This window comes from Streptomyces sp. BRA346 (genome assembly GCF_052851135.1).
Window position 1 is genome coordinate 146,003 of record NZ_JAIWIH010000015.1, and the last position, 26,699, is coordinate 172,701.

The window sequence follows — 26,699 nt, forward strand, 5'->3', positions numbered from 1 at the left end:
GGGACGTCACCCCTCGGGGTAGCGGCGCGGGGTCCAGACGATCTCGGTGCCGTCGCCGCGGCGGGCGGTGCGCGTCTGGGAGGAGCCGATCAGGAGGATCGTGCGCATGTCCACGTCGGCCGGGTCGAGGTCGGCCAGCCGGATGATGCGGACGCTCTCCTCGGGGCCGCCGATGTCGCGGCCCAGGACGACCGGGGTGTCCGGCGCGCGGTGCTCCAGGAGGAGTTCGCGCGCCTTGCCGACCTGCCAGACCCGGCTGCGGGAGCCCGGGTTGTAGAGGGCGAGGACCAGGTCGGCGGCGGCCGCGGCGCGCAGGCGCTCGGCGATGACCTCCCAGGGCTTGAGCCGGTCGGACAGGGACACCACGGCGTAGTCGTGGCCGAGCGGCGCGCCCGCACGGGCGGCCGCGGCGTGGGCCGCGGTCATGCCGGGCAGCACACGGACCGGGACGTCGCGGTACGGCTCCTCGGACGCGGCCTCCAGCACGGCGGTGGCCATGGCGAACACGCCGGGGTCGCCCGAGGAGACCACGGCGACACGCCGACCGCGCCGGGCGAGGTCGAGGGCGAATTCGGCGCGTTCGGCCTCGACCTTGTTGTCGGAGGGGTGGCGCCGCTGCCCGGGGCGTACGGGGACCCGGTCCAGATAGGTGGTGTAGCCGACAAGGTCCTCGGCGGCGGCCAGTTCACCGCGCGCCTCGGGGGTGAGCCACAGCGGACCGGCCGGGCCGAGGCCCACCACCACGACCTCGCCCGGGCGTCCGGACACGGAGGCGTCGGGGGCGCCCGGTGCGTCCGAGGCGCCCGGTGCGTCGATACGGCTCGGCAGCACCGCCACCGAGAAGTAGGGCACCGACGACGGGTCGACCTCGTCCAGCGCGCCGGTGCGCTCCGCGCTCATCGTGGCGCGCTCCACGTACCGCGCGTCGGCGAGCCGCCCCGAACGCTCCAGGGCGCGCCGTACGGCCGGGAAGGTGCGGCCGAGCTTCATGACCGCCGCCGCGTCGGTCGTCGCGAGGCGCGCGGTCAGCTCTTCCTCGGGCAGCGTGCCCGGGAGGACCGTCAGCACCTCCTCGCCCTCCACCAGCGGCGCGCCCAGCCGGGCGGCGGCCGCGCTCACCGAGGTGACACCGGGGATCACCTCGGTGGCGTAGCGGTCGGCGAGCCGCTTGTGCATGTGCATGTACGAGCCGTAGAAGAGCGGATCGCCCTCGGCCAGCACCGCGACCGTGCGCCCCGCGTCGAGGTGTGCGGCGAGCCGCGCCGCCGCCTCCGTGTAGAACTCCTCCATCGCGCCCCGGTAGCCGCCCGGATGGTCGGTGCCCTCCGTGGTGACCGGGTAGACCAGCCGCTCCTCGATGTGGTCGGGCCGTAGATGCCGCTCGGCGATGGAACGGGCGATGCTGCGGCCGTGCCGGGCGCTGTGGTAAGCGACCACGTCGGCCCCGGCGATGACCTCCACCGCCCGTACCGTCATCAGGGACGGATCGCCGGGGCCGAGGCCCACGCCGTACAGCCGGCCCTTCGCCGCGGGCGTCGCCTGTCGCTGCTGCTCGCTCACTCTTCCTCGCTCGCTATCGCGTTGATCGCGGCCGCGGCGATGGCACTGCCGCCGCGTCGGCCGCGCACCACCAGATGGTGGGGCGCCGCCGGATGCCCGGCCAGCGCCTCCTTGGACTCGGCGGCGCCGATGAACCCGACCGGTACGCCGATGACGGCGGCCGGGCGCGGCGCGCCCTGCTCGATCATCTCCAGCAGCCGGAACAGCGCCGTGGGCGCGTTGCCGACCGCCACGACCGACCCCTCCAGCCGGTCCCGCCACAGCTCCAGCGCGGCGGCGCTGCGCGTCGTGCCCATGCGCCGCGCCAACTCCGGTACGGCGGGGTCGGACAGCGTGCACACCACGTCGTTGTCGGCGGGCAGCCGCTTGCGGGTGACGCCGCTGGCGACCATCTGCGCGTCGCAGAGCACGGGCGCACCGGCGCGCAGCGCCTCCCGGGCCCGCGTCACCACCTCGGGCGTGTACGCGAGGTCCTTGACCAGGTCGACCATGCCGCACGCGTGGATCATCCGCACGACGACCTGGCTGACGTCGGCGGGGAGGCCGCCCAGGTCCGCCTCGGCGCGGATGGTGGCAAAGGAGGCGCGGTAGATGGCCGCCCCGTCCTTCTCGTAGTCGAACACTGTGTCCTCGATCATGTCGTTGATCATGCCGTTCCGCGGGCCGTCGCCACGGCGTCGGCCAATTGCTCTGCTGCCACGTCTGTCACGCCGTCGTCTGTCGCGCCGTCCGGCTCGCGCGTGTCGCGCACGGTGAGCCGGTAGTCCGTATCGGACGTGGCCAGCGCGTCCACCCAGCGGCCGCCGGGGTGCCCGCAGCGCCGCTCGCAGCCGGAGAAGTACACCGGTGGCGTGTCGCCGGAACCCTGCGGCGTGTCGGCGGAGCGGGGGGCGCCCGCCACCGCGCGCGCCGCGTGGGCGCGCACATCGGCCAGGGACTTGGCGCAGCCCGGCCGTCCCGTGCACGCGCCGACCCCGACCCACGGGGAGCCATGATCGGTCACCAGCCCCGCGTCGGCCGCCTCCCGCGCCGCGGCCGCCACGCCGTCCGCGGTGAACCCCGGGAGCACCACGCCGCGCCAGGGTGTCACACGCAGCTCACCCGACCCGCCCCGGGAGGCGAGCCCGGCGAGCAGCCGCCACTGCGCCGCGCCGACCCGGCCCAGGGGAACGAGGACCGACACGGCGTGGCGCCCGTCCGGCCCGGACACGACGCCCGGCGCGGGCGGCGCGCCGGGCGCCAAGTCCCGGCCGGTCCGTCCGATACGTACGGCTTCGACGCCCGCGTCCGCGAGCCGCGCCGCCAAGCCGTCGGCGGTCACGGCGTGTTGCGCGGGCAGTTCGCGCACCCGCCACGCCCGCGTGCCGCTCGCCCGGACCCGGGCCAGGAACTCCGCGGCGGCCAGCGCGGCGGCACGCGGCGCGTCCCGCCCCCGCACCTCCAGCGCAGTCCCGTCGGCCTCGGCCCCGGGCCCCACCCGCAGCACCGCTCCGCCGTCCCGCGTTGCGATCAATGTCACATCCGCGCCGAGTGCGGCGACATCGCCCCGGCCGTCGTCCATCGCGAACAGGAAACGACCCGACAAGCCGGACAACTCTTCCCATGTCCCGGCGCACAGAGCGGCGTCCAACTCCCGTGCCCACGCGGTGACATCGCCGTATCCGGCGCCGTCGAGGCCGCCCAGCGGGGACGCCACGATGTTGCGCACCCGGTCGAACCGGTCGGAGGGGAGCAGCCCGGCGGCCCGCAGCGCCGCCGCCAGCTCGCCGCCGCACGCCGCGTCCAGGCCGCGGACCTGGAGATTGCCCCGTGAGGTGAGGTCCAGCCGACCGTCCCCCAGCTCCTCGCTCGCCCCTGCCAGCGCCCGCGCCTGACCGGCCGTCAGCAGGCCGCCCGGTATCCGGACGCGGGCCAGGGAACCGTCGTCCGCCGGGTGCAGCCGCAGTGCGCCGGGGCAGGCGTCATCGCGTCCGCGCGCCCTCGGCGAGGGCGCTTCATCCGCAGGTGGGATGGTTGTCGGGGGGAGGGACATGGCGGCGAGCATACCGACGTCCGGTCGGCCCGCACTGTCCCGTGCCAGGTCAGCAACGCCTACTATGCTCTGCGGCGGGCCGTCTGGCCCGCCGGACGCTCAAGACGGCGTTCAAGACGCACAAGACGGCGTCAAGGGGAGGAAACCGGTGCGAATCCGGTGCGGTCCCGCCACTGTGAGCACGGCAGCCCGCCGTGCGAGCCAGGAACTCCCGCCGTCTTCCAACCCGCCCGGGGCGCGGACCCCGAGGAAGGCGCTGAGCCATGATCCTGCTGCTGTCGACGTCCGACACCGACCTGCTCAGTGCCCGTGCGGCCACGGGCCCGGTGCCGTACCGCCTCGCCAACCCGGCGCGGCTCGCGCTCGACGATCTGCCCGGGCTCCTCGACGGTGTCGACCTCGTCGTCGTGCGGCTGCTCGGTGGCATCCGCGCCTGGGAGGACGGCCTCGAAACCCTGCTCGCGGGCGACCTGCCCGTCGTCGTCCTGACCGGTGAACAGGCCCCTGACGCCCAGCTCATGGAGGCGTCCACGGTCCCCGTGGGGATCGCCGCCGAGGCGCACGCCTACCTCGCGCACGGCGGGCCCGCCAACCTGGGCCAGCTGGCCCGGTTCCTGTCCGACACCGTGCTGCTCACCGGCCACGGCTTCGAACCGCCCGCCACCGCCCCCACCTGGGGGCCGCTGGAGCGCACCGCGCGCGAGGACGTCACCGGCCCGACGATCGCCGTGCTCTACTACCGCGCCCACCACATGAGCGGCAACACCGCCTTCGTGGAGGCGCTGTGCCAGGCCGTCGAGGACGCCGGGGCCCGCCCGCTGCCGCTGTTCGTCGCCTCTCTCCGGTCTCCCGAGGCCGAGCTGATCGAGGCGCTCGGCGCGGCCGACGCCGTCGTCACCACCGTGCTCGCCGCGGGCGGCACCCGCCCCGCCGAGGCGTCGGCGGGCGGCGACGACGAGGCGTGGGACGCGGGCGCGCTCGCCGCGCTCGACGTCCCCGTGCTCCAGGCGCTGTGCCTGACCTCGCCACGCAGCGCGTGGGAGGAGAACGACGAGGGTCTGTCGCCGCTGGACGCCGCGACCCAGGTCGCCGTCCCGGAGTTCGACGGACGGCTGATCACCGTGCCGTTCTCCTTCAAGGAGGTCGACGAGGACGGCCTGCCGGTCTACGCCCCCGACCCCGAGCGCGCCGCGCGTGTCGCCGGAATCGCGGTACGACACGCCCGGCTCCGGCACATACCGGCGGCCGACAAGCGCCTCGCGCTCGTCCTGTCCGCCTACCCCACCAAGCACTCCCGGATCGGCAACGCGGTCGGCCTCGACACCCCCGCCAGCGCCGTCGCCCTGCTGCGCCGACTGCGCGCCGAAGGGTACGACTTCGGCCCCGAGGAGGGCGAGGGCGCGCTTCCGGGCCTGGCCTCCGGCGTCGGCGACGATCTGATCTACGCCCTCATCGAGGCGGGCGGCCACGACCAGGACTGGCTCACCGAGGAGCAGCTGGCCAAGAACCCGGTCCGCATCCCCGCCGCCGACTACCGCCGCTGGTACGCCACGCTGCCGCAGGAGCTGCGCGACGCGGTCGAGGAGCACTGGGGCCCGCCGCCCGGCGAGATGTTCGTGGACACCAGCCGCGACCCCGACGGCGAGATCGTCCTCGCCGCGCTGCGCCACGGCAACCTCCTGGTCGTCATCCAGCCGCCGCGCGGCTTCGGTGAGAACCCCATCGCCATCTACCACGACCCCGACCTGCCGCCCTCGCACCACTACCTGGCCGCTTACCGCTGGATGGCGACCCCCGAGGCCGACGGCGGCTTCGGCGCCGACGCCATGGTGCACCTGGGCAAGCACGGCAACCTGGAGTGGCTGCCCGGCAAGAACGCGGGCCTGTCCGCCGCCTGCGGACCCGACGCCGCGCTCGGCGACCTGCCGCTGATCTACCCCTTCCTGGTCAACGACCCCGGCGAGGGCACCCAGGCCAAGCGGCGCGTCCACGCCACCCTGGTCGACCACCTCGTACCGCCGATGGCCCGCGCCGACTCCTACGGCGACATCGCCCGGCTGGAACAGCTGCTGGACGAGTACGCCGCCATCTCCGCGATGGACCCGGCGAAGCTCCCCGCCATCCGCGCCCAGATCTGGACCCTGATCCAGGCCGCCCGGCTCGACCACGACCTGGGTCTTGAGGAGCGGCCCGACGACGAGGGCTTCGACGACTTCCTGCTGCACGTCGACGGCTGGCTGTGCGAGGTCAAGGACGCCCAGATCCGCGACGGTCTGCACATCCTCGGCGGCGCGCCCACCGGACCCGAGCGCGTCAACCTCGTCCTCGCCATCCTGCGGGCCCGCCAGATCTGGGGCGGTACTTCGGCGCTCCCCGGGCTGCGCGAGGCGCTGGGCCTGGACGAGTCGGCCGCCACCCGCACCGGCGCGGACGAGGCCGAGGAGCGCGCCCGCGCCCTCGTCCAGGCGATGGAGGACGCCGACTGGGCCCCGGAGGCCGCCGAGAAGGCCGCCCTGGAGCTGCCCGAGGCCCAGCGCCCCGGCGTCACCGCGATCCTGGAGTTCGCCGCCCGCGAGGTCGTGCCGCGCCTGGCCGCCACGACCGACGAGATCGACCACACCGTCCACGCCCTGAGCGGCGGCTTCGTGCCCGCAGGGCCGTCCGGCTCGCCGCTGCGGGGCCTGGTCAACGTCCTGCCGACCGGCCGCAACTTCTACTCCGTCGACCCCAAGGCCGTGCCCAGCCGCCTGGCCTGGGAGACCGGCCAGGCGCTCGCCGACTCGCTGCTGGAGCGCTACCGCGCCGACAACGACGGCCAGTACCCGCGGTCGGTCGGCCTGTCGCTGTGGGGGACGAGCGCCATGCGCACCTCCGGCGACGACGTGGCCGAGGCGCTGGCGCTGATGGGCATCCGCCCGGTGTGGGACGACGCCTCGCGGCGCGTGACGGGACTCGAACCCGTACCCGCCGACCAGTTGGGCCGCCCGCGCGTCGATGTCACGCTGCGCATCAGCGGCTTCTTCCGCGACGCCTTCCCGCACGTCGTCGGGCTGCTGGACGACGCCGTACGGCTCGCCGCGTCCCTGGACGAGGCCGACGACGTCAACTACGTGCGCGCCCACACCCGCGCCGACCTCGCCGAGCACGGCGACGAGCGCCGCGCCACCACCCGCATCTTCGGCTCCCGGCCGGGGACGTACGGCGCGGGGCTGCTCCAGCTCATCGACAGCCGCGACTGGCGCACCGACGCCGACCTCGCCGAGGTCTACACGGTGTGGGGCGGCTACGCCTACGGCCGCGGACTGGAGGGCCGCCCGGCGCGCGAGGAGATGGAGAGCGCGTACCGCAGGATCGCGGTCGCCGCGAAGAACACCGACACGCGCGAGCACGACATCGCCGACTCGGACGACTACTTCCAGTACCACGGCGGCATGGTCGCCACCGTGCGCGCCCTGAAGGGCACCGCCCCGGCCGCGTACATCGGCGACTCCACCCGCCCCGAGACGGTGCGCACCCGCACCCTGCACGAGGAGACCTCGCGGGTCTTCCGGGCCCGGGTGGTCAACCCGCGCTGGATCGAGGCGATGCGCCGGCACGGCTACAAGGGCGCGTTCGAGCTGGCCGCCACCGTCGACTACCTCTTCGGCTACGACGCCACCACGGGCGTGGTCGCCGACTGGATGTACGACAAGCTCGCCCAGACCTATCTGCTCGACCCGGAGAACCGCGCGTTCCTGGAGGAGGCCAACCCCTGGGCGCTGCACGGCATGGCCGAGCGGCTGCTGGAGGCCGAGAGCCGCGGTCTGTGGGAGCAGCCGGACCCGGAGGTGCTGGAGCGGGTCCGGGAGCTGTTCCTGGAGACCGAGGGCGGCCTGGAGGGCGGGGACGACTGAGGTCCCCCAGGAAGCAGGACGGGCGGGGGCTCAGCCGGAGGACGGCCGGGCCGCCGCCCGGATCCGGTCCGGCCAGGGGGGACAGTTGACCAGTTCGGTCCACTCGCGGTCGTAAGCCCCGGGCACCGCCCGCCCCGCGGACGACCAGCGCTCGACCAGCGCCGCGTAGATCGGTACGCAGCTCGACTGGTGAAGCGTCTGGTGAACCGTTCCGCCTTCGGTGCTCCGGTCCAGCGCTCTGCTCGGCTGCGAGAGAGAACGGCGTCGCATCGTCGTCGTCATGTTCGGCCAACGCGCCGCGCCCCGCGGGGTCACCTCCTTCGCGCGTACCTCACCCGCACCGGCGTGGCCTCGTACGCACCAGCGACCCATGATCGTCCGCCCGGGTGACGTCCGCTCAGGAGCCCGGTGCCCTGTGCGTATTCCGGGCGTGACGCTCCGCCGCGACAATGAAAAGCGTTGCCGAATTCATAAGGCAATGCCACCTGATAACCGTGTCCATTGCAGTCTTTGGAGAATTCTCCGAAGTGCTGTTCAATTGCCGTTGCCCATAAAGCGAGCCGAGGAGGAGCGGGTGGGAGCCCATACGCACGGACACGGCGAGGGCCATGGCGGGCACACGCACGGTGTGGCGGAGAACGCCGACCGCCGGTGGCTGTCCATCGCGCTCGCGCTGATCACCGGCTTTATGCTGGTGGAGGTCGTGATCGGGGTGATTGCGCGTTCGGTGGCGCTGCTTTCCGACGCGGCCCATATGCTCACCGACGCCGCCTCGATCGTCCTCGCGCTCATGGCGATCCGGCTTTCGGCCCGGCCCGCCCGCGGTGGCTATACGTATGGGCTCAAGCGGTCGGAAATCCTTTCCGCGCAGGCCAATGGGCTTTCTCTGCTGCTGCTCGGCGCATACCTCGGCTATGAGGCGGTGGAGCGGCTGATCGATCCGCCCGAGGTGACCGGTGGTCTGGTGCTGATCGTCGCGCTCGCCGGGGTCGTGGTGAACATCGTGGCGGCGTGGTGCATGTCGAAGGCGAACCGCTCCTCGCTGAATATCGAAGGTGCCTTCCAGCATGTGCTGAACGACCTCTACGCCTTCATCGCCACCGCGATCGCCGGACTGGTCGTGGTGACCACCGGCTACGCCCGGGCCGACGCGATCGCCGGTCTCATCGTGGTCGTCCTCATGATCAAGGCGGGCGTGGAACTGCTGCGGGCCTCCGGGCGCGTGCTGCTGGAGGCGGCTCCCGCCGGGGTCGAGCCCGACGAGATCGGGGGCCTGCTCGCCGCCCACGCCGAGGTGGCCGAGGTGCACGATCTGCACGTCTGGCAGATCACCTCGGGCGAGGTCTCGCTGTCCGCTCATGTCCTGGTCGCGGCGGAGGGCGACTGCCACGCGGTCCGGGAGGGGCTGGAGGAGGTGCTGCGCGAGGAGTACGGCATCACCCACACCACGCTCCAGGTGGACCACCTCGACAACCCGGCCCCGCGGCCCCGGGTGGACGGGGACGAGCACCGCCGCGCGGACGAACCGCTGGTCGAGCACTGTCTGACCGCCCACGGCCCGGTCCACCGCGCGGGGGCGCACGACCACTGACCAAGGCCGTGCGCGCAGGGCCCGGGGGCGTCGTCCGCCCCCGGGCCCCGTGGCGTCACCGCCGTGGGCGGAACGTCAGCCGGCGCTGCCGGTGACGGACGCGGCCGCCGCCGAGACGGTCAGCTCCCGCTCCCGCTCGGCCTGCCGTGCGGCCTCGCGGGCGGCGAAGGGGCACTGCCAGTCGGCCGGCTTGGGACGGCCTGAGTACCGGCGGGTCTCGGGCAGCTCCTCGTACTCGTACAGATTGGGGTTGATGTCCCCCTGGAGCTGGATGTCCTGCTTGCGGATCTTTTCCGCGAGCCGGTCCCACATCCCGGCGTCCTTGATCCGGTCGAACTGTTCGTGGGAGTTGAAGGCCAGCATCGGGAAGGGCGGCCTGCGGCCGAACCGGCGGTGGGTCTCGTGCAGGCCGATCACGAAGAAGGGATGGCCGGCCACGCTGAACGCGAACTCCGGGGACTGCGGATCGGACGAATAGCCCTCCGCCCAATGATGGAAATCCGCGTCCTGTTCGTGCAGCAGTTGCAACTGTTGCCAGAGGAGCTCTTCGAAGCGCAGCTCATCGACCCCGCGCGGTTGCTCGAACGTCGCGATGAAACTGGTGAACGTCCGAGCGCTCCAGTCCGCCGAACTCACGAACTCCGCGAGATCGAGCGCCAGCAGCCGGGCGGAATCCTCGCCCCCCAGCAGGTCATAGTGGCGGTGAGTAATGCCTCCCCGGCGCCAGGCGGAACGCCCCGCCAGGCACGCGAACCGTTCGCCGAGGATGAACTCCTCGACGTCACCACGCGCATCCACCGTCATGGCCAGCCTTTCTTCCACCTACGTGCCTCCTCGCAGCAGGTCATCTCCTTCACGCATCCGAAAGCACCCACCCCTCACCGGCGGTACCCGGAAGGACCGAGTCCGCTGGAGGACGGGGAAGGTCACTTGGTGATTGTGACGGGCCGAGGCCGATCAACGAAATTCGTGGCGAGCTTCGTACCGAAGAAATCGCCCATGGTGGGATGTTCGTGGCGAACGGTCGCCGAATAACGGTCGTTTCAGGCGGCGGCCGGGGCGGCCTGCGGCTTGAACACGACGGTCAGGAGCGACTTCGCGAGCTGTGCGAGCAGCGCTTCCAGAGCCATACGGGCCAGCTTGGCCAGGACGGTCGTCAGGATGTCGGCCATGGGTTACCTCGCTGGGTGGAACAGATCGTTACGGAGGCGGATACCGGAAGCACGTCATCCGCTTCCATTCCCCCAGCCTGGCCCGAGTGGGGAAGCAGACTGCACACACAAGGTGAAAACAGGGTGAACGGTGACAAGCTCCCGGTGAGACCCTGCCCCTGCCGGACCGCGCAGGGGACCCGCCGCGAGACCAGCAGCCGCGGTGCGGCGGCGGCACCCAGGGTGGCACCGGCCGAGCACATGCCCACCGCCGTCCAGGCCACCGGCCCCAGCGGCGTACAGCCGAAGAAGTGGCTGACCACCGGCGTCTCGATGACCGCGAACAGGGCGGCCGCCGACGCCACCCCCGTGACCAGCACCAGCGGGCTGTGGCAGTCGGTGATGAACGCCTGGCCCAGCTGGGTGCCGACCAGCGCCGCGAGCCCCATGGTTCTCGCCCGCCGGGCCCGGCCCGTCATCCGCCCGCAGCCCCACGCCGCCGCGGCGCCCAGCGCGGTGGCGGTGCCGCGCACTGCCAGGATCCGGCCCAGGTCGGAGCCGAGCAGCGCGGGGGAGGGGCCGCCCGCCAGCGGATCCTCCCCGGCCGGGCCCTCTCCCGCGGTGTCCTCCCGGGCCCGGGCGAGGGCGACGGCGAGCGCGGGCAGCATGTCGGTGAGCAGGTTGACCAGCAGCAGCTGACGGGTGCCGAGCGGCGCCCGGCGCCCGGGTGAGCCCGCGCACCTCCACATGCGCCCGGCCCTCCCTCGCCCACACCCTGCGGCGGGTGCGTCGCTCACCGGCGTCCAGCAGGACGTCGGCGGCGTCCGCCAGGCGCGGCCGCAGGCCGCTGACGCCGCGGACCGGCAGGGTGAGGAGATCGGACAGCATCGCAAATGGCCGCACTGGCCGCGCTCCCTCGGTCGCCGAGAACACCGAACAGCACTATGTGTGCCTGATTCCCCGAAAACTAGGCAAAAGGGGCGGCCGGATGGACGAAGGGCGTCACGGGCCCGGCGGGTCCACCTGCTCCAGCCGGACCGGCGGCAGGAACTCGCCGATCAGGGTGCGATGCCACCACCCGCCCCCGGCGCGCCGCTCCCGCCGGGTGGTGAAGCGGTAGAGGTACAGCCGGGCCCGGATGTGGGTGGGCGGCTCGTCCGGGAAGGGGGAGGCGCGCAGGAGCTTCAGCGTGGCCCGGTCGTTCACCAGCAGCTTGCCGACGAGCGGGGTGAACCACGACCCGGCGTACGCCGCGGAGATCCCGGCGAACCACATCATCCAGTCCAGCCGCAGGTGGTACGGCGCGAACTGCCGCGGCATCCTGCGCACATCGCCCGGCTTGCCCCGGAACTCGTACTCCTTCCACACGGTGTCCGGGGTGAGCACGGCCGCGGCGGTGCCCTCGATCACCACCTCCTGCCGGCTGCGGTTGACGCTGCCGAACGCCCCGTAGGTGTTGACCAGGTGGAGCGGGTTGAAGGAGTAGTTCATCAGCTGGCGGCCCGAGAGCAGATTGCGGGCGGGCCAGTAGCTGAGCACCACGACGAAGACGAACGCCGCCGCCACCAGCACCTCGTACCAGACCGGGGGAGCGGCGAGCGGGGGCGGCGTCGGCAGCGGCAGCACCTCGGCGGCCATCCGCCCGTCGACGGCGGAGAGGGCCAGCAGGATCGTCGCCCAGTTCAGCCAGGAGAAGTTGCCGGAGGCCACCAGCCACAGCTGGGTGACCACGATGATGCCCGCGGCCACGCTCGCCGCGGGCTGCGGGGTGAACAGGACCAGCGGCACGACCAGCTGGGCCACGTGGTTGGCCGCCGTCTCGACCCGGTGCAGTGGCTTCGGCAGATGGTGGAAGTACCAGCTCAGCGGGCCCGGCATCGGCTGGGTCTCATGGTGGTAGTACAGGCAGGTCAGATCGCGCCAGCAGCGGTCCCCGCGGAGCTTGATGAGCCCGGCGCCGAACTCCAGCCGGAACAGCAGCCAGCGCAGCAGCCACAGGATCAGGACGGGCGGCGCGGTCCGCTCGTTCCCCAGGAACACGGCCAGGAACCCGGCCTCCAGCAGCAGCGACTCCCAGCCGAACCCGTACCACACCTGCCCCACGTTGACGATCGACAGATACAGCAGCCACAGCACCAGCCACGCCGCCATCGCGGCCCACAGCGGTACGTCGTCGGCGGCCCCCGCCAGCACGGCGGCGGCCAGCGCGGCGCCGAGCCAGGCCAGGGCGGTGAAGAAGCGGTCGGAGTAGTGCAGATGGAAGAGGCTGGGCGAGCGGCGGAACGGCACCCGGGCGAGGAACCGGGGCACCGGGGTGAGCCCCCGTTCGCCGATCAGGGCCCGGCCCTGGGTGGCCGCCGTCAGGAAGGCGAGGAGGTAGATGGCGGCCAGCCCCCGTTGGAAGACCAGCCGGCTCAGCCAGTAGCCGGATGACGTGAACCACTCCATAAGGGCTGCTCCCTGGGCCTGTTGCCGCCGCGGCCTGCGGCTATCCGTACCACCTCCGGCGAGTGCCCGCAGCGCGGCGCGGCATTCGGGGCCCGGAACGAGCTGGACAGCGAGCGGGCGGAGAGATGGGGCGCCCAGCCCAGTTCGCGGGCGGCCGCGAAGATGCGGTTCCGGGTGGCGGGGGAGACCCCGGGCCGGTCGTTGAAGGCGAGGGAGACCGCGCCCTTGGAGACCCCGGCGCGCGCGGCCACGTCCCGTATGGTGACGCGCCGTCCCCGTTCCGCCCCGACCTCGCCGTCCATAACCGCTCCCCCGTGTCCGGCCCGTGTGAACCGCCACACGATATCGCGGTGGTGAACCGGTCCAGCGGGCCGCAGCGGCGTTCAGCGAGCGGACTGCGGTGGGCTCACGGGGAGGCCGGGGTCGTCGACGACATCGCCGAAACCGCCGGCATCGATGACATCGCCGACACCGCCGTTCAGGAGACCGAGCCGCTGGAGCGTCCGGCGCAGCGCGGCCAGATCGAGCAGCCCCGGTGGCACCGGCAGCCGGTGCCACGGCACATAGCGGTCCACCAGGCCGAACGCCAGCCGTGCCCCGGCCCGCACCGGCAGCCCGAGGACCGTGTCGCGCGGCGGCGGCGCGGTGCTGGAGCACAGCCCGAGACGCTGCGCGGCGGCCGCCTCGTACGCCGCCTTGCGGGCCCGGTTGAGGTTGCCCAGCGGCCGGAACTCCGCCGTGGTGTGCCACGGGTTGAACGCGAGCTGCTCGACCCGGCGGGCCGCCGACCGGGCCGCGGCGGTGTCGAGATCCTGGCGGGGTACGGTCAGCAGCGCCACCGGAACGACCGGGGCGTCGCTCTCCCGCCACTCCACCGAGCCGTCCTCGACCGGGGTGCGGCGCTCGTCCGCGTACCGCTGCACACACAGCTCGAAGCACACATCGCCGGTGGCCAGCCGCATCGTCAGCTCATGGCGGAGGTAGTCCGGGTCGGAGCTGTCGGGGAGCGGTGCCGGGGTGCCGCCGGGGGCCGGGCGCAGCTGGTAGCGCACGGGCCCGGCCGCGCCCCACAGGATCGCGCCCCGGCTCCAGAACGTCTCGCGGGCCAGCGAGCCGACGGCGTAACGGGTGGCGGTGTGCACATTGCGGCGCATCCGGTCGGCGGCGCCCCAGCCGACGGCCAGCGGCAGCCTGACGAAGAGCCCGAACGCCCGCTCGACGGTGGTGTCCGCACCCGCCGTGGCCTTTGCGAAGGCCACGAACTCGCGTGCGTCGGCGGCGTGGGACACCGGAAAGCTGGTGGCCAGCAGATCGTGGCTCTCCCCGGGGGCGACCTGGACCCGCACCGCCATCCCGCGCAGATCGGGGGTGGCGTCGTGGCGCGCGGTGCCGCTCTCGTTGGACAGCCGCACCACGGCCGGGTACGTGGCGCCCGGCCGGGCGTACCCCACGCACAGCTCGGGCGGAAGGCTGTCGTGGAAGCGCAGCCGCGCGTTCTCCACGCCGAGCGCCGCCTTCGCGTGGAACGTGCGCAGCAGCTGCGCGGCCCCCGACGCCTGCTGATGCGCCCGCTGGACGCTCATCAGCTCGCGCGCCAGTTTCTCGAAGAGCAGCCGTTCGGCCTCGGGGCTGCCCCCTTCGTACGCCTCATGAGCCTCGTACGGCTCGTACTGCGGTACGGACCGCTCACGCTGTCCGGTGTCGGGCATGGGGACTCTCCGTGCGGGGGCGACGAGACGTATGGGGGCAAACGAAACATCGAGCATGTAGAGGGACAAGAGAGACAGTAGGGGAGGGGGACGCACCCCGCAGCCCGGAGTGGTACGGGGGTGGGGCGCGGGCGGCCGGGCGCGTACCCGCCGGTGCTGCGGCACACTGGTGGCATGCCGGAGCTGCCCGAGGTGGAGGCCCTCGCCGGAATCCTGGCCGACCGCGCCGTGGGCCGGGAGATCGCCCGCGTCCTGCCCGTCGCCGTGAGTGTGCTGAAGACGTACGACCCGCCGCTGACCGCCCTCGAAGGCCGCACCGTCACCGCGGCCGGCCGCCACGGCAAGTTCCTCGACCTGGCCACCGACGGCCCCCACCTGGTGATCCACCTCGCCCGAGCGGGCTGGCTGCGCTGGAAGGACGGACTGCCCGAGGCCCCGCCGCGACCCGGCCGGGGCCCGCTGGCGCTCCGGCTGCTGCTTGCCGGACCGGAGCGCTCCGGCTTCGACCTCACCGAGGCGGGCTCCCGCAAGGGGCTCGCCGTGTACTGCGTGCGCGACCCCGGCGAGGTGCCGGGCATCGCCCGCCTCGGCCCCGACCCGCTCGACGACGCCTTCACCCGGGAGGCGTTCGCCGGGCTGCTGCGCGGCGTACGCCACCGGATCAAGGGGGTGCTCCGCGACCAGAGCGTCATCGCCGGGATCGGGAACGCCTACTCCGACGAGATCCTGCACGCCGCCCGGATGTCGCCCTACCGGCTCGCCTCGGACCTCACCGAGGAGGAGATCGCCGTCCTGTACGAGGTGATGGGCGCCACCCTGCGCGACGCGGTCGAACGCTCCCGGGGGCTGGCGGCCGGGGACCTCAAGGCGGAGAAGCGCAGCGGGATGCGGGTGCACGGCCGCACCGGCGAGCCCTGCCCGGTGTGCGGCGACACCGTCCGCGAGGTGTCCTTCAAGGACTCCGCGCTCCAGTACTGCCCCACCTGCCAGACGGGTGGCAAACCGCTCGCCGACCGCCGGATGTCCCGGCTGCTCAAGTAGGCCCGCCGCATCGGCCCGCCGCACATAACACCGCCGTACCGGCCTGCGCGAACCGGCCCCGGGACCCGCGCCCGGGCCCTATGGTGCTGTCACCTTTTACCGACCCTCTGTCACGGAGCACCATGACCAAGGCCCTGATCATCGGTGGCGGCATCGCCGGTACGGTCACCGCGATGGCCCTGCACAAGGCGGGCATCGACGCGGTCGTCTACGAGGCGTACCCCCCGGACGCCACCGACACGGGCGGTGCGTTCCTCCTCGTCGCGAACAACGGCCTGGAGGCACTGCGCACCATCGACGCCCATGGACCGGTCCTGGAACGCGCCTTCCCGGCCAGCCGCGTCGAGTTCATCAGCAACACCGGCAAACGGCTCGGCGACAAGCCGATGGCCGGGGCCCAGGACGGCGGCCTCGGGGCGGTCACGATCCGACGCGCCACCCTGGCCCGGGTGCTGCGCGAGGAGGCGGTGCGCCGCGGCGTGCGCATCGAGTACGGCAAGCGGCTGCTGGCCGCCCAGACCGGCCCGGACGGCCGCGTCGTCGGGTCCTTCGCGGACGGCGGCCGGGCCGTGGGCGACGTCCTCATCGGCGCCGACGGCATCCACTCCCTCATCCGCCGGACCATCGACGCGGGCGCGCCCCGGCCCCGCTACACCGGACAGCACACGGTGTGCGGTTACACCCGCGACGCCGCCGCCCCGCCCGCCCCGGACACCTACACGATGGTCTTCGGCAAGCAGGCGTTCTTCGGCGCCACCGCCGCGCCCGACGGCGAGGTGTGGTGGTTCAGCAACGCCCCGGCCGCCGAACTGTCCAAGGCGGAGCTGGCCGCCGTCACCCCCGGGCAGTGGCGGGAGCGGCTGACGGAACTGTTCGCCGAGGACCACACCCCGGCCGCCGACATCGTCCGCGCCACCGGCGAGAACATCGTCGCCACCGCCGCCTACGACCTCCTCTCCACCCCCGTCTGGTCCGAGGAGGGCATGGTCATCGTGGGGGACGCCGCCCACGCGTGCGCGCCCAACGCCGCCCAGGGCGCCTCGATGGCCATCGAGGACGGGGTGGTGCTCGCCAAGTGCCTGCGCGATCTGCCCGGCCCGCGGTCGGCGCTCGCCGCGTACGAGGGGCTGCGCCGGGAACGGGTCGAGAAGGTGGCCGCGAACAGCGCGGGCCTGGCCCGCCGCAACGCCCCCGGGCCGGTCAAGCGGGCCCTGCGGGACGCCACGATGGCCCGCAGACTCGACCGGGCGGGCACCACGGGCGGCGAGGACTGGCTGACCGGCTACCGCATCGACTGGGACGAGCCGGTCAGCGCGTAGCAAGCGGGGGCATTCTCCGTCGGGCCGAGGTCGACCGCCACTCCAGGTTTGGTCCCGGCCTGTACGGGCACTTGGAGCGCTCTGCCCTCGTCGCGCCCGGGAGTCCGTGTGAGCCCAGTACGCATCGTGATCGTAGGGGCCGGTTTCGCCGGCTACCAGGCCGCCCGTACGCTGTCGCGCTCGCTGCGGCGGGCGGCGGAGATCGTCCTGATCAACCCCAACGACTACTTTCTGTATCTGCCGCTCCTCCCCGAGGTGGCCGCCGGGGTCCTGGAGCCCCGCCGGGTGTCGGTGTCCCTCACCGGCACCCTGCCGCACGTCCGGCTGGTGCTGGGCAACGTCGACTCCGTCGACCTCACCGGCCGCAAGGTCAGCTGGACCGACCCCGAGGGCGGGCGCGGCGAGATGAGCTACGACCGGCTCGTCCTGGCGGTCGGCAGCGTCAACAAGCTGCTGCCGATCCCGGGCGTGGCCGAGCACGCGCACGGCTTCCGCGGCATGCCGGAGGCGCTGTACCTGCGGGACCACGTCACCCGGCAGATCGAGATGGCGGCCAACGCCCGCGACCCCCGCGAGCGGGCCGCGCGCCGCACCTTCGTGGTGGTGGGCGCCGGATATACCGGCACCGAAGTGGCGGCCCACGGCGTGCTGTTCACCGATTCGCTCGCCCGGCGGAACGCCGCGCTGCGCCGTGAGCCCCGGCCCCGCTGGGTCCTGCTCGACGTGGCGAAGCGGGTGCTGCCCAGCCTGGACGAACGGCTGTCCCGCACCGCGGACCGGGTGCTGCGGCGGCGCGGTGTGGACGTCCGGCTGGGCACCTCGGTCAAGGAGGCCACCTCCGACGGCGTACTCCTCGACGACGGCGAGTTCATCGACACCCGGTCGCTGATCTGGTGCGTCGGCGTGCGCCCCGACCCGCTGGTGAAGGACCTCGGGCTGGCCACCGAGCACGGACGGCTGCGGGTCGACCAGTATCTGACCGTGCCCGGCCATCCGGAGGTACTGGCCTGCGGTGACGCCGCCGCGGTGCCGGACCTGACCCGGCCGGGCGAGTTCACGCCGATGACCGCGCAGCACGCGCAGCGCCAGGGCAAGACGGCCGCCCGCAACATCCTCGCCTCCCTCGGACGCGGCACCCCGCGCCCGTACAAACACCACGACCTGGGGTTCACGGTCGACCTCGGCGGGATCCAGGCGGCCGCGGACCCGCTGCACGTCCCGCTGGCCGGCCCCGCGGCCAACGCGGTCACCCGCGGCTACCACCTGATGGCCATGCCCGGCAACCGGGTCCGGGTGGCCGCCGACTGGCTGCTGGACGCGGCGCTGCCGCCGCAGGCGGTGCAGTTCGGCCTGGTGCGGTCCTGGTCGGTGCCGCTGGACACCGAGTCCCCCGAGGTCGCGCGGTCCGGCCGCGGCGGCTGAACCGCCGGAAGGCCGGGCTGCCGGAAAAAACCTGGAAGGAGAACAATGCGACACGAACAGCTCAGCGAGCTCGGGCAGCAGCTCCGGGTGGACTCCGTGCGGTCCTCGGCCGCCGCCGGGTCCGGCCACCCCACGTCGTCGATGTCGGCGGCGGACCTGATGGCCGTCCTCATGGGCAACCACCTGCGCTATGACTTCGAAAAGCCGGAGCACCCGGGCAACGACCACCTGATCTTCTCCAAGGGGCACGCCTCTCCGCTGCTGTACTCGGTCTACAAGGCGGCCGGGGCGTTGAAGGACGAGGAACTGCTCACCTTCCGCAAGCTCGGCAGCCGGCTGGAGGGCCACCCCACACCCGAACTGCCGTGGGTGGACGTGGCCACCGGATCGCTCGGCCAGGGGCTGCCGTACGGCGTGGGCATGGCGCTGGCCGGAAAGCGGCTCGACCACGTCCCCAGCCGGGTCTGGGTGCTGTGCGGGGACAGCGAGATGGCCGAGGGCTCGATGTGGGAGGCGTTCGAGCACGCGGGGTACGAACGGCTCGACAACCTCACCGCCATCATCGACGTCAACCGGCTCGGGCAGCGCGGACCCACCCGCCACCAATGGGACCTGGACGCCTACGCCCGCCGCATCCGCGCCTTCGACTGGCACACCATCGAGGTCGACGGGCACGACATCGCCGCGATCGACCGCGCGTACGGCGAGGCGACGTCGACCGTCGGCCGCCCCACCGCCATCATCGCCCGCACCCAGAAGGGCCGCGGCGTCGCCTCCGTGGAGAACCACGAGGGCATGCACGGCAAGCCGCTGAAGGACCCCGAGGAGGCCATCGCCGAACTCGGCGGCGTACGGAACATGGCGGTACCGGTGCTCGGCCCGCCCGCCGAGCAGCCCACCCGGCCCACGTCGGAAGGCCCGCTGAGCCTGCCGCGCTTCAACACCGGCGACACCGTCCCCACCCGCGACGCGTTCGGCGAGGCGCTGGCCGCCGTCGGCACCGCCCGCGGCGATGTGGTGGCGCTCGACGGCGAGGTGGGCGACTCGACCCGGCTGGAGTACTTCCACAAGGAACACCCCGAGCGCTACTTCGAGTTCTACATCGCCGAACAGCAGATGGTGGCCGCCGCGGTGGGCATGCAGACGCGCGGCTGGAACCCGTACGCCTGCACCTTCTCCGCCTTCCTCACCCGCGCATACGACTTCGTCCGGATGGCCTCCGTCAGCCGCGCGAACCTCAACCTGGTCGGCTCGCACGCCGGGGTCGCCATCGGCCAGGACGGGCCCTCGCAGATGGGCCTGGAGGATCTGGCGGCGATGAGGGCGGTGCACGGCAGCACGGTGCTCTACCCGTGCGACGCCAACCAGGCGGCCCAGCTGACCGCCACCATGGCCGAGTTGTCGGGCATCCGCTACCTGCGCACCTCGCGCGGCGGAACGCCCGTCGTCTACCCGGACTCCGAGCGGTTCCCCATCGGCGGATCCAAGATCCTGCGCGCCACCGAGAGCGACCGGGTCACCCTCGTCGCCGCCGGGATCACCGTCCACGAGGCGCTGGCCGCCGCGGACCGGCTCGCCGAGGACGGCATCGCCGCCCGCGTCATCGACCTGTACTCGCTCAAGCCGGTCGATGCCGAGGCGCTGCGCACCGCCGCCGAGGTGACAGGCCGTCTGATCACCGTCGAGGACCACCACCCCGAGGGCGGTGTGGGCGACGCGGTCCAGGGCGCCTTCGCCGACGGCCACCCGGCGCCCCGCATCGTACGGCTCGCCGTACGGAACATGCCGGTGTCCGGCACCCCGGCCGAGCAGCTGAACCAGGCCGGGATCGACGCCGAGGCCATCACCGCGGCGGCCCGCGAACTCGTGGCCGCCTGACCCCGCAACACCCCTATGTGACGAAGCTCTTCTCGTCACCCGTCCGCCCCTCCCGTACGCTGCTGCCCACGCGCACGGCAGCGGCAGGGGTGGGGGCAGATGGGCAACTCGGGGGAATCCGCGTCCGGCAGGGCGCGGCACACGCGCACGGTGGCGGTCGCGGCGGCGGCCGCCGCACTGTGTCTGACGGCGGCCGAGGGCGCGAGTCCGGCCGCCGCGGCGGAGCCGTCGTACGCCGCCACCACGGGCGTGGGCGTGCACAACGCGTACGAGAAGGCCTCGTGCCCCTCTTCGCGGACGCGCTGGACTCCGGCGCCTCCCTGCTCGAACTCGACGTGTCGACCAACGCGTTCGGCTCCGGGTGGCGGGTCTCGCACGGCGACCCGGCACCCGCCCCACCGAGGCCCAGGCCCGGGCGCGGGTGAACGAGCTCGCCGCGCGGCACGCCAGCTTCGCGACCGCCGACTGGTACCCGCTGCCGTCCGGGCTGTCCGCCGTCGTCCCCCGTGGCTGACTCAGCCGGGCAGATCACCGGAGCCGGAGTCGGTCTCCTCCAGCCGGAATCCGACCTTCAGCCCCACCTGGTAGTGCGCGATCCGGCCGTTCTCGATGTGCCCGCGGACGGCTCCGACCTCGAACCAGTCCAGATTGCGCAGCGTCTTCGAGGCACGGCCGATGCCGCTGCGGATCGCGTCGTCCACGCTCTCGGTGGACGAGCCGACGATCTCCGTCACCCGGTAGGTATGGGACATGGCAGTCTCCCCCCGTCGTGGGGCGGTCCGATTGCTCCTCTCCCCACGGTGCCTCACCCCGCCCCGGTCCGCGAGCCGGACGCGGAAGGTGTCCCGCCCGGTGCGTCACGGCACCACCGTGACCGGCCAGCGCCCCGCCTTGACCAGCCGGACCGCCACCGAGCCGACGATGCGGTGCCCCGCCTGCTCGGACGCGCCGACCACCACCGCGTCGGCCTTCAGCTCGTCCGCCGCCGTCACCAGGCCGTTGTACGGATCGCCGCGGAAGGTATGGAACTCCCAGCGCACCTCGAACACCCCGCGCAGCCGCTCGGTCGCCTCCCGCATCTCCCGCAGCAGCTCCTCGGCCACCTCGCCCGTGGTATCCGCCACGGAGGCGCCCAGCGCCGCACCGGCCGCCATCACGGGCTGCACGTACACCACGGCGAGCAGCGCGTTCTGGCGTCGGGCCAGCCCCGCGGCGTACGCGGCGGCACGCCAGGACGACTCGGAGCCGTCCAAGCCGACCACGATAACCTTCGGACCGTCAGTTCCGCGCTCGAAGGACGCGGGAAGTTTGTCCACCACATCTGCGAGGCTAGCGCCAGGAACGAACCGGTAATCATCCGGTCCGTCCCGCGGCGTGAGACCGCCGCGACCGCACACATGACCGCCGACCGTATGACAGGAGAAACAATGGGCGGCACGCACCGGGGCGAACTACTCGCCATCAGTGACCTGCACGTGGCCTACGAGGAGAACCGGGCGATCGTGGAGCGGCTGCGGCCCGGCTCCGAGGACGACTGGCTGATCGTCGCCGGGGACGTCGGCGAGGTCTTCGCCGACATCGAATGGGCACTGGGGCTGCTGAGCGAGCGCTTCGCCAAGGTCATCTGGTCGCCGGGCAACCATGAGCTGTGGACCCACCCCAAGGACCCGGTCGAGGCCCGGGGCGTGGCGCGCTACGAGGCGCTGGTGGAGATGTGCCGCAGCAAGGGCATCGTCACGCCCGAGGACCCGTACCCGGTGTGGGAGGGCATCGGCGGGCCGCTCACCATCGCCCCGCTGTTCCTGCTCTACGACTACACCTTCCGCCTCGACGGCATCCACACCAAGGAGGCCGCCCTCGCCCATGCCCACGACGAGGGCGTCGTCTGCACCGACGAGCACTTCCTGCACCCCGACCCCTACCCGACCCGCGACGCCTGGTGCCGCGCCCGGGTCGCCGAGACCGAGGCCCGGCTCGCCGCCTGCGACCCCGCGCTGAAGACGGTGCTCATCAACCACTGGCCGATGACCCGGCTGCCCACCCGCGTGCTGCGCTACCCCGACTTCGCGCTGTGGTGCGGCACCGAGCTGACCGCCGACTGGCACGTCCGGTTCCGCGCCGAGACCGTGGTCTACGGTCATCTGCACATCCCGCGGAACACGGTCGAGGACGGGGTGAAGTTCCAGGAGGTCTCGGTCGGCTACCCGCGCGAGTGGAAGGCCCACGGCCGGCTGCCCGAGGACCCGCTGCGCCGGGTGCTCCCGGTGCCGGTGTCCTGACCGGGGAAGAGGGTCACGTACCTCCGCGGACGCCGGGGAACAGATCGGTGAACGGGGTGGTCGCCTCGCCGACCGTCCGCCCGAAGGGCTCGTCGAAGTCCCACACCAGGTAGAGCAGGAAGATGATGAGGGCGGTGAACATCACCGCCAGCATCAGTTCCCGTGGTGAGCGGCGGATCTGGAGGGTGAAGACCAGCCCGATCACCAGCGCCGCGCCGAACAGCAGCCCGACCCACACCACGTCGGGCATCGTCGGACCCGCGCTCTGCTGGCGGGCGCCCCGCGCGTCGTCGACGGCGGCGACCTGGTCCACGATCGGCTGGTACGCCTGCGACTGGAGGTCGGTCCGCGGCTTGGCCAGGGTGACGTCGTGCCGCAGCCTGGCCAGCAGATCGTTGCCCCGGTCGGTGAGCTCGCCCTTGTCGACCATCACCTTCCACTCCCGGGACACCACATGGCGCACATACGCGTCGACGTCGTCGCGGATGCGGTCGCGCACCGGCTGCGGGTAGACGCTCACCCGCTCGGACACCTCGTGCAGCGCCTGGGCCTCGGTCCGCACCCCGTCCTGGGCGGCGCCGCGGGCCTCCCAGACCCCGGCGATGGCCAGGCCCAGCACGATCGCGTAGACCACGCCGATCATCATGATCATGTAGTCGAGGACATCGGGGGTCTCGCTCGGATCGTCGTCGTCGCCCAGCCGCCGGGCGTTGAGGATCGCGAGGACGACGACGGCCGTGCAGATCCCGGCCATCAGAAGAATCAGGATCAGCCATTCGGGCATGGGCAACCTCCGGTACGGATCGGCCGGGACGGCCGGAAGTGTGTGCGGGTCAGCCGCGGCGCCCGCCGCGCGAGCCGGAGCGCGAGCGGGGACGGAGGGCGGCGGCCGCGAGGACCGCGGGCGCGGTGAGCAGCAGGGTGAACGTGACCAACGAGGTTCCGCCGTCGGGTTCGTGGTGCGCGGGCTTGTGATACGCGTGCACCTGGACGCGGCGGGTCTCGCTCGGCGCGGGAGCCGGCTCGGGGGGCGGTGCCGGAGGTTCCGGGGGCCGGGTCGGCGGAGCGACCGGGAGCGGTGGCGCGGGGCGCCGCACGGACGGCGCGGGCACCGGCGCGGGCGCTGCCGACCGGGTGGGCGCGGGGGTGCGCGTCGGGGTGGGGCTCGGCGCCGGAGTGGCCGAAGGTGACGCGCTGGGCGTGGGCGTCGGCGCGGGGGTCGGCGTCGGTGAAGGCGTCGGCGTCGGCGAAGGCGTCGGGGTGGGGCTGGGCGTCGGCGTGGGTGTCGGTGTTGGCGTCGGAGTGGGGCTGGGCGTGGGGGTCGGCGTCGGCGTGGGCGTCGGCTTGGGCGGCGGGCACCAGCCGTACCGGAACCCGAGCCAGCCCCGCCGCGCCGCCACCGACGCCCTGACGCACACACAGAAGCCCGGGCCGATCTGGACCCGCACCCGCACCCTCAGCCTCGTACGCGGCCCATGGTCCGCATCCCCGTCCCCCGTCCCCGCCCCGCTCCGGGCGTCGATCGTCCGCCGCGGGGCGGTGGTGGCGGCCGCCCGGCCGTCACCACCCCCGTCGGCCAAGGCTGTCGCCCCCGTCGAGGCGAGCAGCAGAGTCGTGGTCAGGACCCCCGCACGCCATGCGCGATGCCATCGATTCACGAGGAGATGTTCCGCCGAACGGGTCGCCGCCAGCCGTATGTGCCCAACTATTCGCCCGAATAGGGGAAAAGATGTGGAGGTTTCGGTGGGTGAGGTTTACGCACGCAGATCCTTGGGTCGGGCCCGGTCCAGGATCGGGCCGGTGTCCGTCCCCGGCGGCAGGGTGCCGAACGCATGCCCCCAGTCCCCGTCCAGCCGGGAGGCGCAGAACGCGTCGGCGACCGCCGGGTGGCTGTACCGCACCAGCAGGCTGCCCTGGAGGACCAGGGTCATCTGCTCGGCGAGGCGGCGCGCGAGGACCTGGGCCCGCTGCGGGTCGGCGAGCTGCGGCAGCAGCGCGCGCAGCCGGGCCGCCGCCGCGTCCAGCCGGGCGTCGGCCCCGGCGGCGGTGTCCACCTCGGCGAGGACGGCGTCCAGCGCGCCCGTCTCCCGGCCGAGCGCGCGCAGCACGTCGAGGGCGGCGACGTTTCCCGAGCCCTCCCAGATCGACTGGAGCGGCGCCTCCCGGTACAGCCGCGGCATGCCGGAGTCCTCCACATAGCCGTTTCCGCCCAGGCACTCCAGGGCCTCGGCGGCGTGGGTGGCGCCGCGCTTGCACACCCAGTACTTGCTGACCGCGAGCCCCAGCCGACGCAGCGCCGCCTCGCCCGCGTCCCCGGCCTCGGCGCGGTCCAGCGCCGTCGCCAGCCGCATCGCGAGCGTGGTGGCCGCCTCCGACTCGACCGCCAGATCGGCCAGCACGTTGCGCATCAGCGGCTGGTCGATCAGCTCGGCGCCGAAGGCCCGGCGGTGCTCGCAGTGGTGCAGCGCCTGCCGCAGCCCGGCGCGCATGCCCGCCGCCGAGCCGATCACGCAGTCCAGCCGGGTCACGTTGACCATCTCGACGATCGTCCGCACCCCGCGCCCCGGTTCGCCGATCCGCCAGGCCACCGCGCGGTCGTACTCGACCTCGGAGGAGGCGTTCGCGCGGTTGCCGAGCTTGTTCTTGAGCCGCTGGAGGTACAGGGCGTTACGGGAGCCGTCCGGCAGGACGCGCGGCACCAGGAAGCAGGTCACCCCTTCGGGAGCCTGTGCCAACGTCAGGAACACATCGCTCATCGGCGCGGACGTGAACCACTTGTGGCCGGTGAGCAGGTACGTGCCGTCGTCCGCGGAGGACGGCACGGCCTCGGTGGTGTTGGCGCGGACGTCCGAGCCGCCCTGCTTCTCCGTCATCGACATGCCCGCGATCAGCCCGCGCTTGGTGAGCGGCGCGCGCAGCCCGAAGTCGTAGGTGCGGGCCGTCAGCAGCGGCTCGTACGCGGCGGCCAGCTCCGGTTCGGCGCGCAGCGCCGGGACCGCGGCGTACGTCATGGAGATGGGGCAGCCGTGGCCGGGCTCGGCCTGGGCGAAGGCGTAGAACGTGGCCGCCCGCGCCAGATGCCGCCCGGAGCGGGTCTCGGCCCAGGCCGCCGCGTGCTGACCGCTCTCCACGGCGGTGGTCATCAGCTGGTGGTAGGCGGGGTGGTACTCGACCTCGTCGATCCGATGGCCGTAGCGGTCATGCGTGTGCAGTACCGGATGGTGCTCCTCCGCCATCCGCGCCCAGTCCTGGACCTCGGCGGAACCGGCCCGCGCGCCCACCTCCCGCACCCGGGACTCGGCCCATGCGGCGTCGTCCCGGCGCAGGGCCTCCAGCAGGGCGGGGTCGTCGGCCGTGGTGAAACCGGCGAGGGGCGGAGCCTGGTTGAGGACTTCGTGCGTCGCGCTCATGGCAAGCGTCTCCTGGGGTCGCCGCGGGGGCCGGGTTCCTGCCGTCTGTTCTTACAATTTCAGTATGCGTGATGGAAAACTGTAATGGTAGGTGGAGGACCGGCATGGATAGGGTTCCGCACAGTTATGGACGACACCGGAACGCTCACGCTGCGCCCCCTGACGGCGCGCTCGATCGTGCTCAGCACCCTGCTGGGCCACCATCCGCCGCAGCTGCCCGCCCGCGCGCTCGTCCGCGTCGGCGCCATGTTCGGCACGGCCGAGGGGACGGTCCGGGTCGCCCTCACCCGGATGGTGGCCGCCGGTGACCTCGAACAGCACGACGGCGCCTACCGGCTCACCGACCGGCTGCTCGCCCGCCAGGCCCGCCAGGACGACAGCCGGGCCCCGGGCACCCGGCGCTGGGACGGCACCTGGGAGATCGCCGTCGTCACCCCCGACCGCCGCCCCGCCCCCGAGCGCGCCGCCCTCCGCCAGGCGATGGCCGCGCTGCGGCTCGCCGAACTCCGCGAGGGCACCTGGCTGCGCCCCGCCAACCTCGTACGCCCCCGCCCGCCCGTGGTCGCCGAGCAGTGCGGCTGCTTCACCGCCACCCCCGAGGACGACCCCGCCGCCCTCGCGGCCCGGCTCTGGGACCTGCCGGACTGGGCCGACCGCGCCCACCGGCTGGTCGAGGCCCTGGCCGCGGCACGGAGCCCGGCCGGCAGCTTCACGGTGGCGGCGGCGGTGCTGCGGCATCTGCTGACGGACCCGGTGCTGCCGGACGAGCTGCTGCCGCGGGGATGGCCGGGCGCCGAGTTGCGGGCGCGGTACGACGCGTTCGAGACGGAATTTCGCGGGCTGCTGCGCCAGTACACGGCCTAGTGCGATGCGCCAGAAATTTCGAGGCTAAGTAGGTAGCCTGTTGGTATGTCGCCAGGACCTCGTGCTGTTGAAGTCGTTCTGTCCGATGAGGAACGGGTGGAA

The 26,699-nt window shown here is 73.1% G+C and carries 23 protein-coding genes, 1 pseudogene and 1 riboswitch; of the genes and pseudogenes, 9 read left to right on the top strand and 15 right to left on the bottom strand.

All coding sequences use genetic code 11. From position 1 onward, the window contains the following. Positions 1 to 6: 6 nt before the first annotated feature. Genes LCH29_RS19940 through cobG form a run of 3 tightly spaced genes read right to left on the bottom strand, consistent with a single transcriptional unit; the run spans position 7 to position 3,592 of the window. The gene (locus tag LCH29_RS19940) at positions 7 to 1,560 is read right to left on the bottom strand and encodes a precorrin-2 C(20)-methyltransferase (RefSeq protein WP_446463086.1); all 1,554 of its coding nucleotides are present in this window, start codon (positions 1,558 to 1,560) and stop codon (positions 7 to 9) included. Beyond that, entirely contained in the window at positions 1,557 to 2,198 is a 642-nt protein-coding gene (locus LCH29_RS19945; RefSeq protein WP_039940486.1) for a precorrin-8X methylmutase, read from the bottom strand. Before LCH29_RS19945 ends, LCH29_RS19940 begins: the two co-directional genes overlap by 4 nt. Positions 2,199 to 2,206: 8 nt before the next feature. Continuing rightward, positions 2,207 to 3,592 carry a precorrin-3B synthase gene (gene cobG / locus LCH29_RS19950; protein ID WP_446463087.1) on the bottom strand — a complete coding sequence of 462 codons (1,386 nt, stop codon included), beginning with the start codon at positions 3,590 to 3,592 and terminating at the stop codon, positions 2,207 to 2,209. 109 nt (positions 3,593 to 3,701) lie between these two features. Continuing rightward, a riboswitch (cobalamin riboswitch) is annotated at positions 3,702 to 3,825 on the top strand. 30 nt (positions 3,826 to 3,855) lie between these two features. Between cobG and cobN the strand changes: the two genes are divergently transcribed. Further along, positions 3,856 to 7,485 (top strand): cobaltochelatase subunit CobN, encoded by a 3,630-nt coding sequence (cobN, locus tag LCH29_RS19955; RefSeq protein ID WP_446463088.1) that lies wholly within the window; start codon positions 3,856 to 3,858, stop codon positions 7,483 to 7,485. A gap of 30 nt (positions 7,486 to 7,515) precedes the next feature. Here the strand turns inward: cobN and LCH29_RS19960 are convergent, their stop codons facing one another. Continuing rightward, positions 7,516 to 7,755, bottom strand: a complete 240-nt coding sequence (locus tag LCH29_RS19960) for a hypothetical protein (RefSeq protein ID WP_009712520.1) — start codon at positions 7,753 to 7,755, stop codon at positions 7,516 to 7,518. A gap of 304 nt (positions 7,756 to 8,059) precedes the next feature. Between LCH29_RS19960 and LCH29_RS19965 the strand changes: the two genes are divergently transcribed. After that, complete coding sequence (locus tag LCH29_RS19965; RefSeq protein WP_446463089.1) at positions 8,060 to 9,076, top strand: cation diffusion facilitator family transporter; 1,017 nt, start codon at positions 8,060 to 8,062, stop codon at positions 9,074 to 9,076. Between the two features lie 75 nt (positions 9,077 to 9,151). Here LCH29_RS19965 and gntA read toward each other — a convergent pair whose 3' ends face one another. The 6 genes and pseudogenes from gntA to LCH29_RS19995 form a co-directional block, all read right to left on the bottom strand. Further along, a complete protein-coding gene (gene gntA, locus LCH29_RS19970; RefSeq protein WP_446463090.1) occupies positions 9,152 to 9,898 on the bottom strand; it encodes a guanitoxin biosynthesis heme-dependent pre-guanitoxin N-hydroxylase GntA in 747 nt (248 codons plus the stop codon). Positions 9,899 to 10,119: 221 nt separating this feature from the next. Further along, a complete protein-coding gene (locus LCH29_RS19975; protein ID WP_281291699.1) occupies positions 10,120 to 10,248 on the bottom strand; it encodes a hypothetical protein in 129 nt (42 codons plus the stop codon). Then, positions 10,233 to 10,976: a cation transporting ATPase C-terminal domain-containing protein gene (locus LCH29_RS19980; protein ID WP_446463091.1), complete on the bottom strand. Its 744-nt coding sequence runs from the start codon at positions 10,974 to 10,976 to the stop codon at positions 10,233 to 10,235. The genes LCH29_RS19975 and LCH29_RS19980 overlap by 16 nt, the downstream gene beginning before the upstream one ends. 253 nt (positions 10,977 to 11,229) lie before the next feature. Continuing rightward, complete coding sequence (locus LCH29_RS19985; RefSeq protein WP_446463092.1) at positions 11,230 to 12,675, bottom strand: lipase maturation factor family protein; 1,446 nt, start codon at positions 12,673 to 12,675, stop codon at positions 11,230 to 11,232. Positions 12,676 to 12,773: 98 nt separating this feature from the next. Continuing rightward, positions 12,774 to 12,977: pseudogene (locus LCH29_RS19990) on the bottom strand (LacI family DNA-binding transcriptional regulator); the annotation flags it as partial. 81 nt (positions 12,978 to 13,058) lie between these two features. Then, the gene (locus LCH29_RS19995; protein WP_446463093.1) at positions 13,059 to 14,384 is read right to left on the bottom strand and encodes a hypothetical protein; all 1,326 of its coding nucleotides are present in this window, start codon (positions 14,382 to 14,384) and stop codon (positions 13,059 to 13,061) included. A 174-nt stretch (positions 14,385 to 14,558) separates the two neighbouring features. Here LCH29_RS19995 and LCH29_RS20000 point away from each other — a divergent pair, with 174 nt between their 5' ends. The 5 genes from LCH29_RS20000 (at position 14,559) to LCH29_RS20020 (ending at position 20,469) form a co-directional block, all read left to right on the top strand. Further along, positions 14,559 to 15,425, top strand: a complete 867-nt coding sequence (locus LCH29_RS20000; RefSeq protein ID WP_446463094.1) for an Fpg/Nei family DNA glycosylase — start codon at positions 14,559 to 14,561, stop codon at positions 15,423 to 15,425. Positions 15,426 to 15,547: 122 nt separating this feature from the next. Further along, the gene (locus LCH29_RS20005; protein WP_446463095.1) at positions 15,548 to 16,744 is read left to right on the top strand and encodes an FAD-dependent monooxygenase; all 1,197 of its coding nucleotides are present in this window, start codon (positions 15,548 to 15,550) and stop codon (positions 16,742 to 16,744) included. A gap of 108 nt (positions 16,745 to 16,852) precedes the next feature. Next, positions 16,853 to 18,166, top strand: coding sequence for an NAD(P)/FAD-dependent oxidoreductase (locus LCH29_RS20010; RefSeq protein WP_446463096.1), 1,314 nt, complete (start codon positions 16,853 to 16,855; stop codon positions 18,164 to 18,166). 45 nt (positions 18,167 to 18,211) lie between these two features. Beyond that, the gene (locus tag LCH29_RS20015; RefSeq protein WP_446463097.1) at positions 18,212 to 20,044 is read left to right on the top strand and encodes a transketolase; all 1,833 of its coding nucleotides are present in this window, start codon (positions 18,212 to 18,214) and stop codon (positions 20,042 to 20,044) included. A 281-nt stretch (positions 20,045 to 20,325) separates the two neighbouring features. After that, the gene (locus tag LCH29_RS20020) at positions 20,326 to 20,469 is read left to right on the top strand and encodes a hypothetical protein (protein WP_446463098.1); all 144 of its coding nucleotides are present in this window, start codon (positions 20,326 to 20,328) and stop codon (positions 20,467 to 20,469) included. A gap of 90 nt (positions 20,470 to 20,559) precedes the next feature. Here the strand turns inward: LCH29_RS20020 and LCH29_RS20025 are convergent, their stop codons facing one another. Beyond that, on the bottom strand, positions 20,560 to 20,796 hold the full coding sequence (locus LCH29_RS20025; protein WP_446463099.1) for a dodecin: 237 nt from the start codon (positions 20,794 to 20,796) through the stop codon (positions 20,560 to 20,562). Positions 20,797 to 20,901: 105 nt separating this feature from the next. Then, entirely contained in the window at positions 20,902 to 21,363 is a 462-nt protein-coding gene (locus LCH29_RS20030) for a universal stress protein (protein ID WP_063731177.1), read from the bottom strand. 108 nt (positions 21,364 to 21,471) lie between these two features. Here LCH29_RS20030 and LCH29_RS20035 point away from each other — a divergent pair, with 108 nt between their 5' ends. After that, on the top strand, positions 21,472 to 22,323 hold the full coding sequence (locus LCH29_RS20035; protein ID WP_446463100.1) for a metallophosphoesterase family protein: 852 nt from the start codon (positions 21,472 to 21,474) through the stop codon (positions 22,321 to 22,323). Between the two features lie 13 nt (positions 22,324 to 22,336). Here LCH29_RS20035 and LCH29_RS20040 read toward each other — a convergent pair whose 3' ends face one another. The 3 genes from LCH29_RS20040 to LCH29_RS20050 all read right to left on the bottom strand — a co-directional run bounded on the left by LCH29_RS20040 (position 22,337) and on the right by LCH29_RS20050 (position 25,733). Next, complete coding sequence (locus LCH29_RS20040; protein WP_446463101.1) at positions 22,337 to 23,107, bottom strand: bestrophin-like domain; 771 nt, start codon at positions 23,105 to 23,107, stop codon at positions 22,337 to 22,339. Next, positions 23,092 to 23,682: a hypothetical protein gene (locus LCH29_RS20045; protein ID WP_446463102.1), complete on the bottom strand. Its 591-nt coding sequence runs from the start codon at positions 23,680 to 23,682 to the stop codon at positions 23,092 to 23,094. Before LCH29_RS20045 ends, LCH29_RS20040 begins: the two co-directional genes overlap by 16 nt. A gap of 395 nt (positions 23,683 to 24,077) precedes the next feature. After that, on the bottom strand, positions 24,078 to 25,733 hold the full coding sequence (locus LCH29_RS20050; RefSeq protein ID WP_446463103.1) for an acyl-CoA dehydrogenase family protein: 1,656 nt from the start codon (positions 25,731 to 25,733) through the stop codon (positions 24,078 to 24,080). A gap of 126 nt (positions 25,734 to 25,859) precedes the next feature. Here LCH29_RS20050 and LCH29_RS20055 point away from each other — a divergent pair, with 126 nt between their 5' ends. Next, positions 25,860 to 26,597: a PaaX family transcriptional regulator C-terminal domain-containing protein gene (locus tag LCH29_RS20055; protein WP_446463104.1), complete on the top strand. Its 738-nt coding sequence runs from the start codon at positions 25,860 to 25,862 to the stop codon at positions 26,595 to 26,597. Positions 26,598 to 26,699: the final 102 nt, after the last annotated feature.

Excerpts from the sequence above, each read along its gene's own strand:
- LCH29_RS20015 (WP_446463097.1), top strand. The coding sequence starts at position 18,212 with ATGCGACACGAACAGCTCAGCGAGCTCGGGCAGCAGCTCCGGGTGGAC.
- LCH29_RS20050 (WP_446463103.1), bottom strand. The coding sequence starts at position 25,733 with ATGAGCGCGACGCACGAAGTCCTCAACCAGGCTCCGCCCCTCGCCGGT.
- LCH29_RS19995 (WP_446463093.1), bottom strand. The coding sequence starts at position 14,384 with ATGCCCGACACCGGACAGCGTGAGCGGTCCGTACCGCAGTACGAGCCG.
- LCH29_RS20035 (WP_446463100.1), top strand. The coding sequence starts at position 21,472 with ATGGGCGGCACGCACCGGGGCGAACTACTCGCCATCAGTGACCTGCAC.
- cobN (WP_446463088.1), top strand. The coding sequence starts at position 3,856 with ATGATCCTGCTGCTGTCGACGTCCGACACCGACCTGCTCAGTGCCCGT.
- LCH29_RS19975 (WP_281291699.1), bottom strand. The coding sequence starts at position 10,248 with ATGGCCGACATCCTGACGACCGTCCTGGCCAAGCTGGCCCGTATGGCT.
- LCH29_RS19960 (WP_009712520.1), bottom strand. The coding sequence starts at position 7,755 with ATGCGACGCCGTTCTCTCTCGCAGCCGAGCAGAGCGCTGGACCGGAGC.
- LCH29_RS20000 (WP_446463094.1), top strand. The coding sequence starts at position 14,559 with ATGCCGGAGCTGCCCGAGGTGGAGGCCCTCGCCGGAATCCTGGCCGAC.
- LCH29_RS19985 (WP_446463092.1), bottom strand. The coding sequence starts at position 12,675 with ATGGAGTGGTTCACGTCATCCGGCTACTGGCTGAGCCGGCTGGTCTTC.
- LCH29_RS19980 (WP_446463091.1), bottom strand. The coding sequence starts at position 10,976 with ATGTGGAGGTGCGCGGGCTCACCCGGGCGCCGGGCGCCGCTCGGCACC.
- LCH29_RS20025 (WP_446463099.1), bottom strand. The coding sequence starts at position 20,796 with ATGTCCCATACCTACCGGGTGACGGAGATCGTCGGCTCGTCCACCGAG.
- cobG (WP_446463087.1), bottom strand. The coding sequence starts at position 3,592 with ATGTCCCTCCCCCCGACAACCATCCCACCTGCGGATGAAGCGCCCTCG.
- LCH29_RS20005 (WP_446463095.1), top strand. The coding sequence starts at position 15,548 with ATGACCAAGGCCCTGATCATCGGTGGCGGCATCGCCGGTACGGTCACC.
- LCH29_RS20055 (WP_446463104.1), top strand. The coding sequence starts at position 25,860 with ATGGACGACACCGGAACGCTCACGCTGCGCCCCCTGACGGCGCGCTCG.
- LCH29_RS20040 (WP_446463101.1), bottom strand. The coding sequence starts at position 23,107 with ATGCCCGAATGGCTGATCCTGATTCTTCTGATGGCCGGGATCTGCACG.
- LCH29_RS19945 (WP_039940486.1), bottom strand. The coding sequence starts at position 2,198 with ATGATCGAGGACACAGTGTTCGACTACGAGAAGGACGGGGCGGCCATC.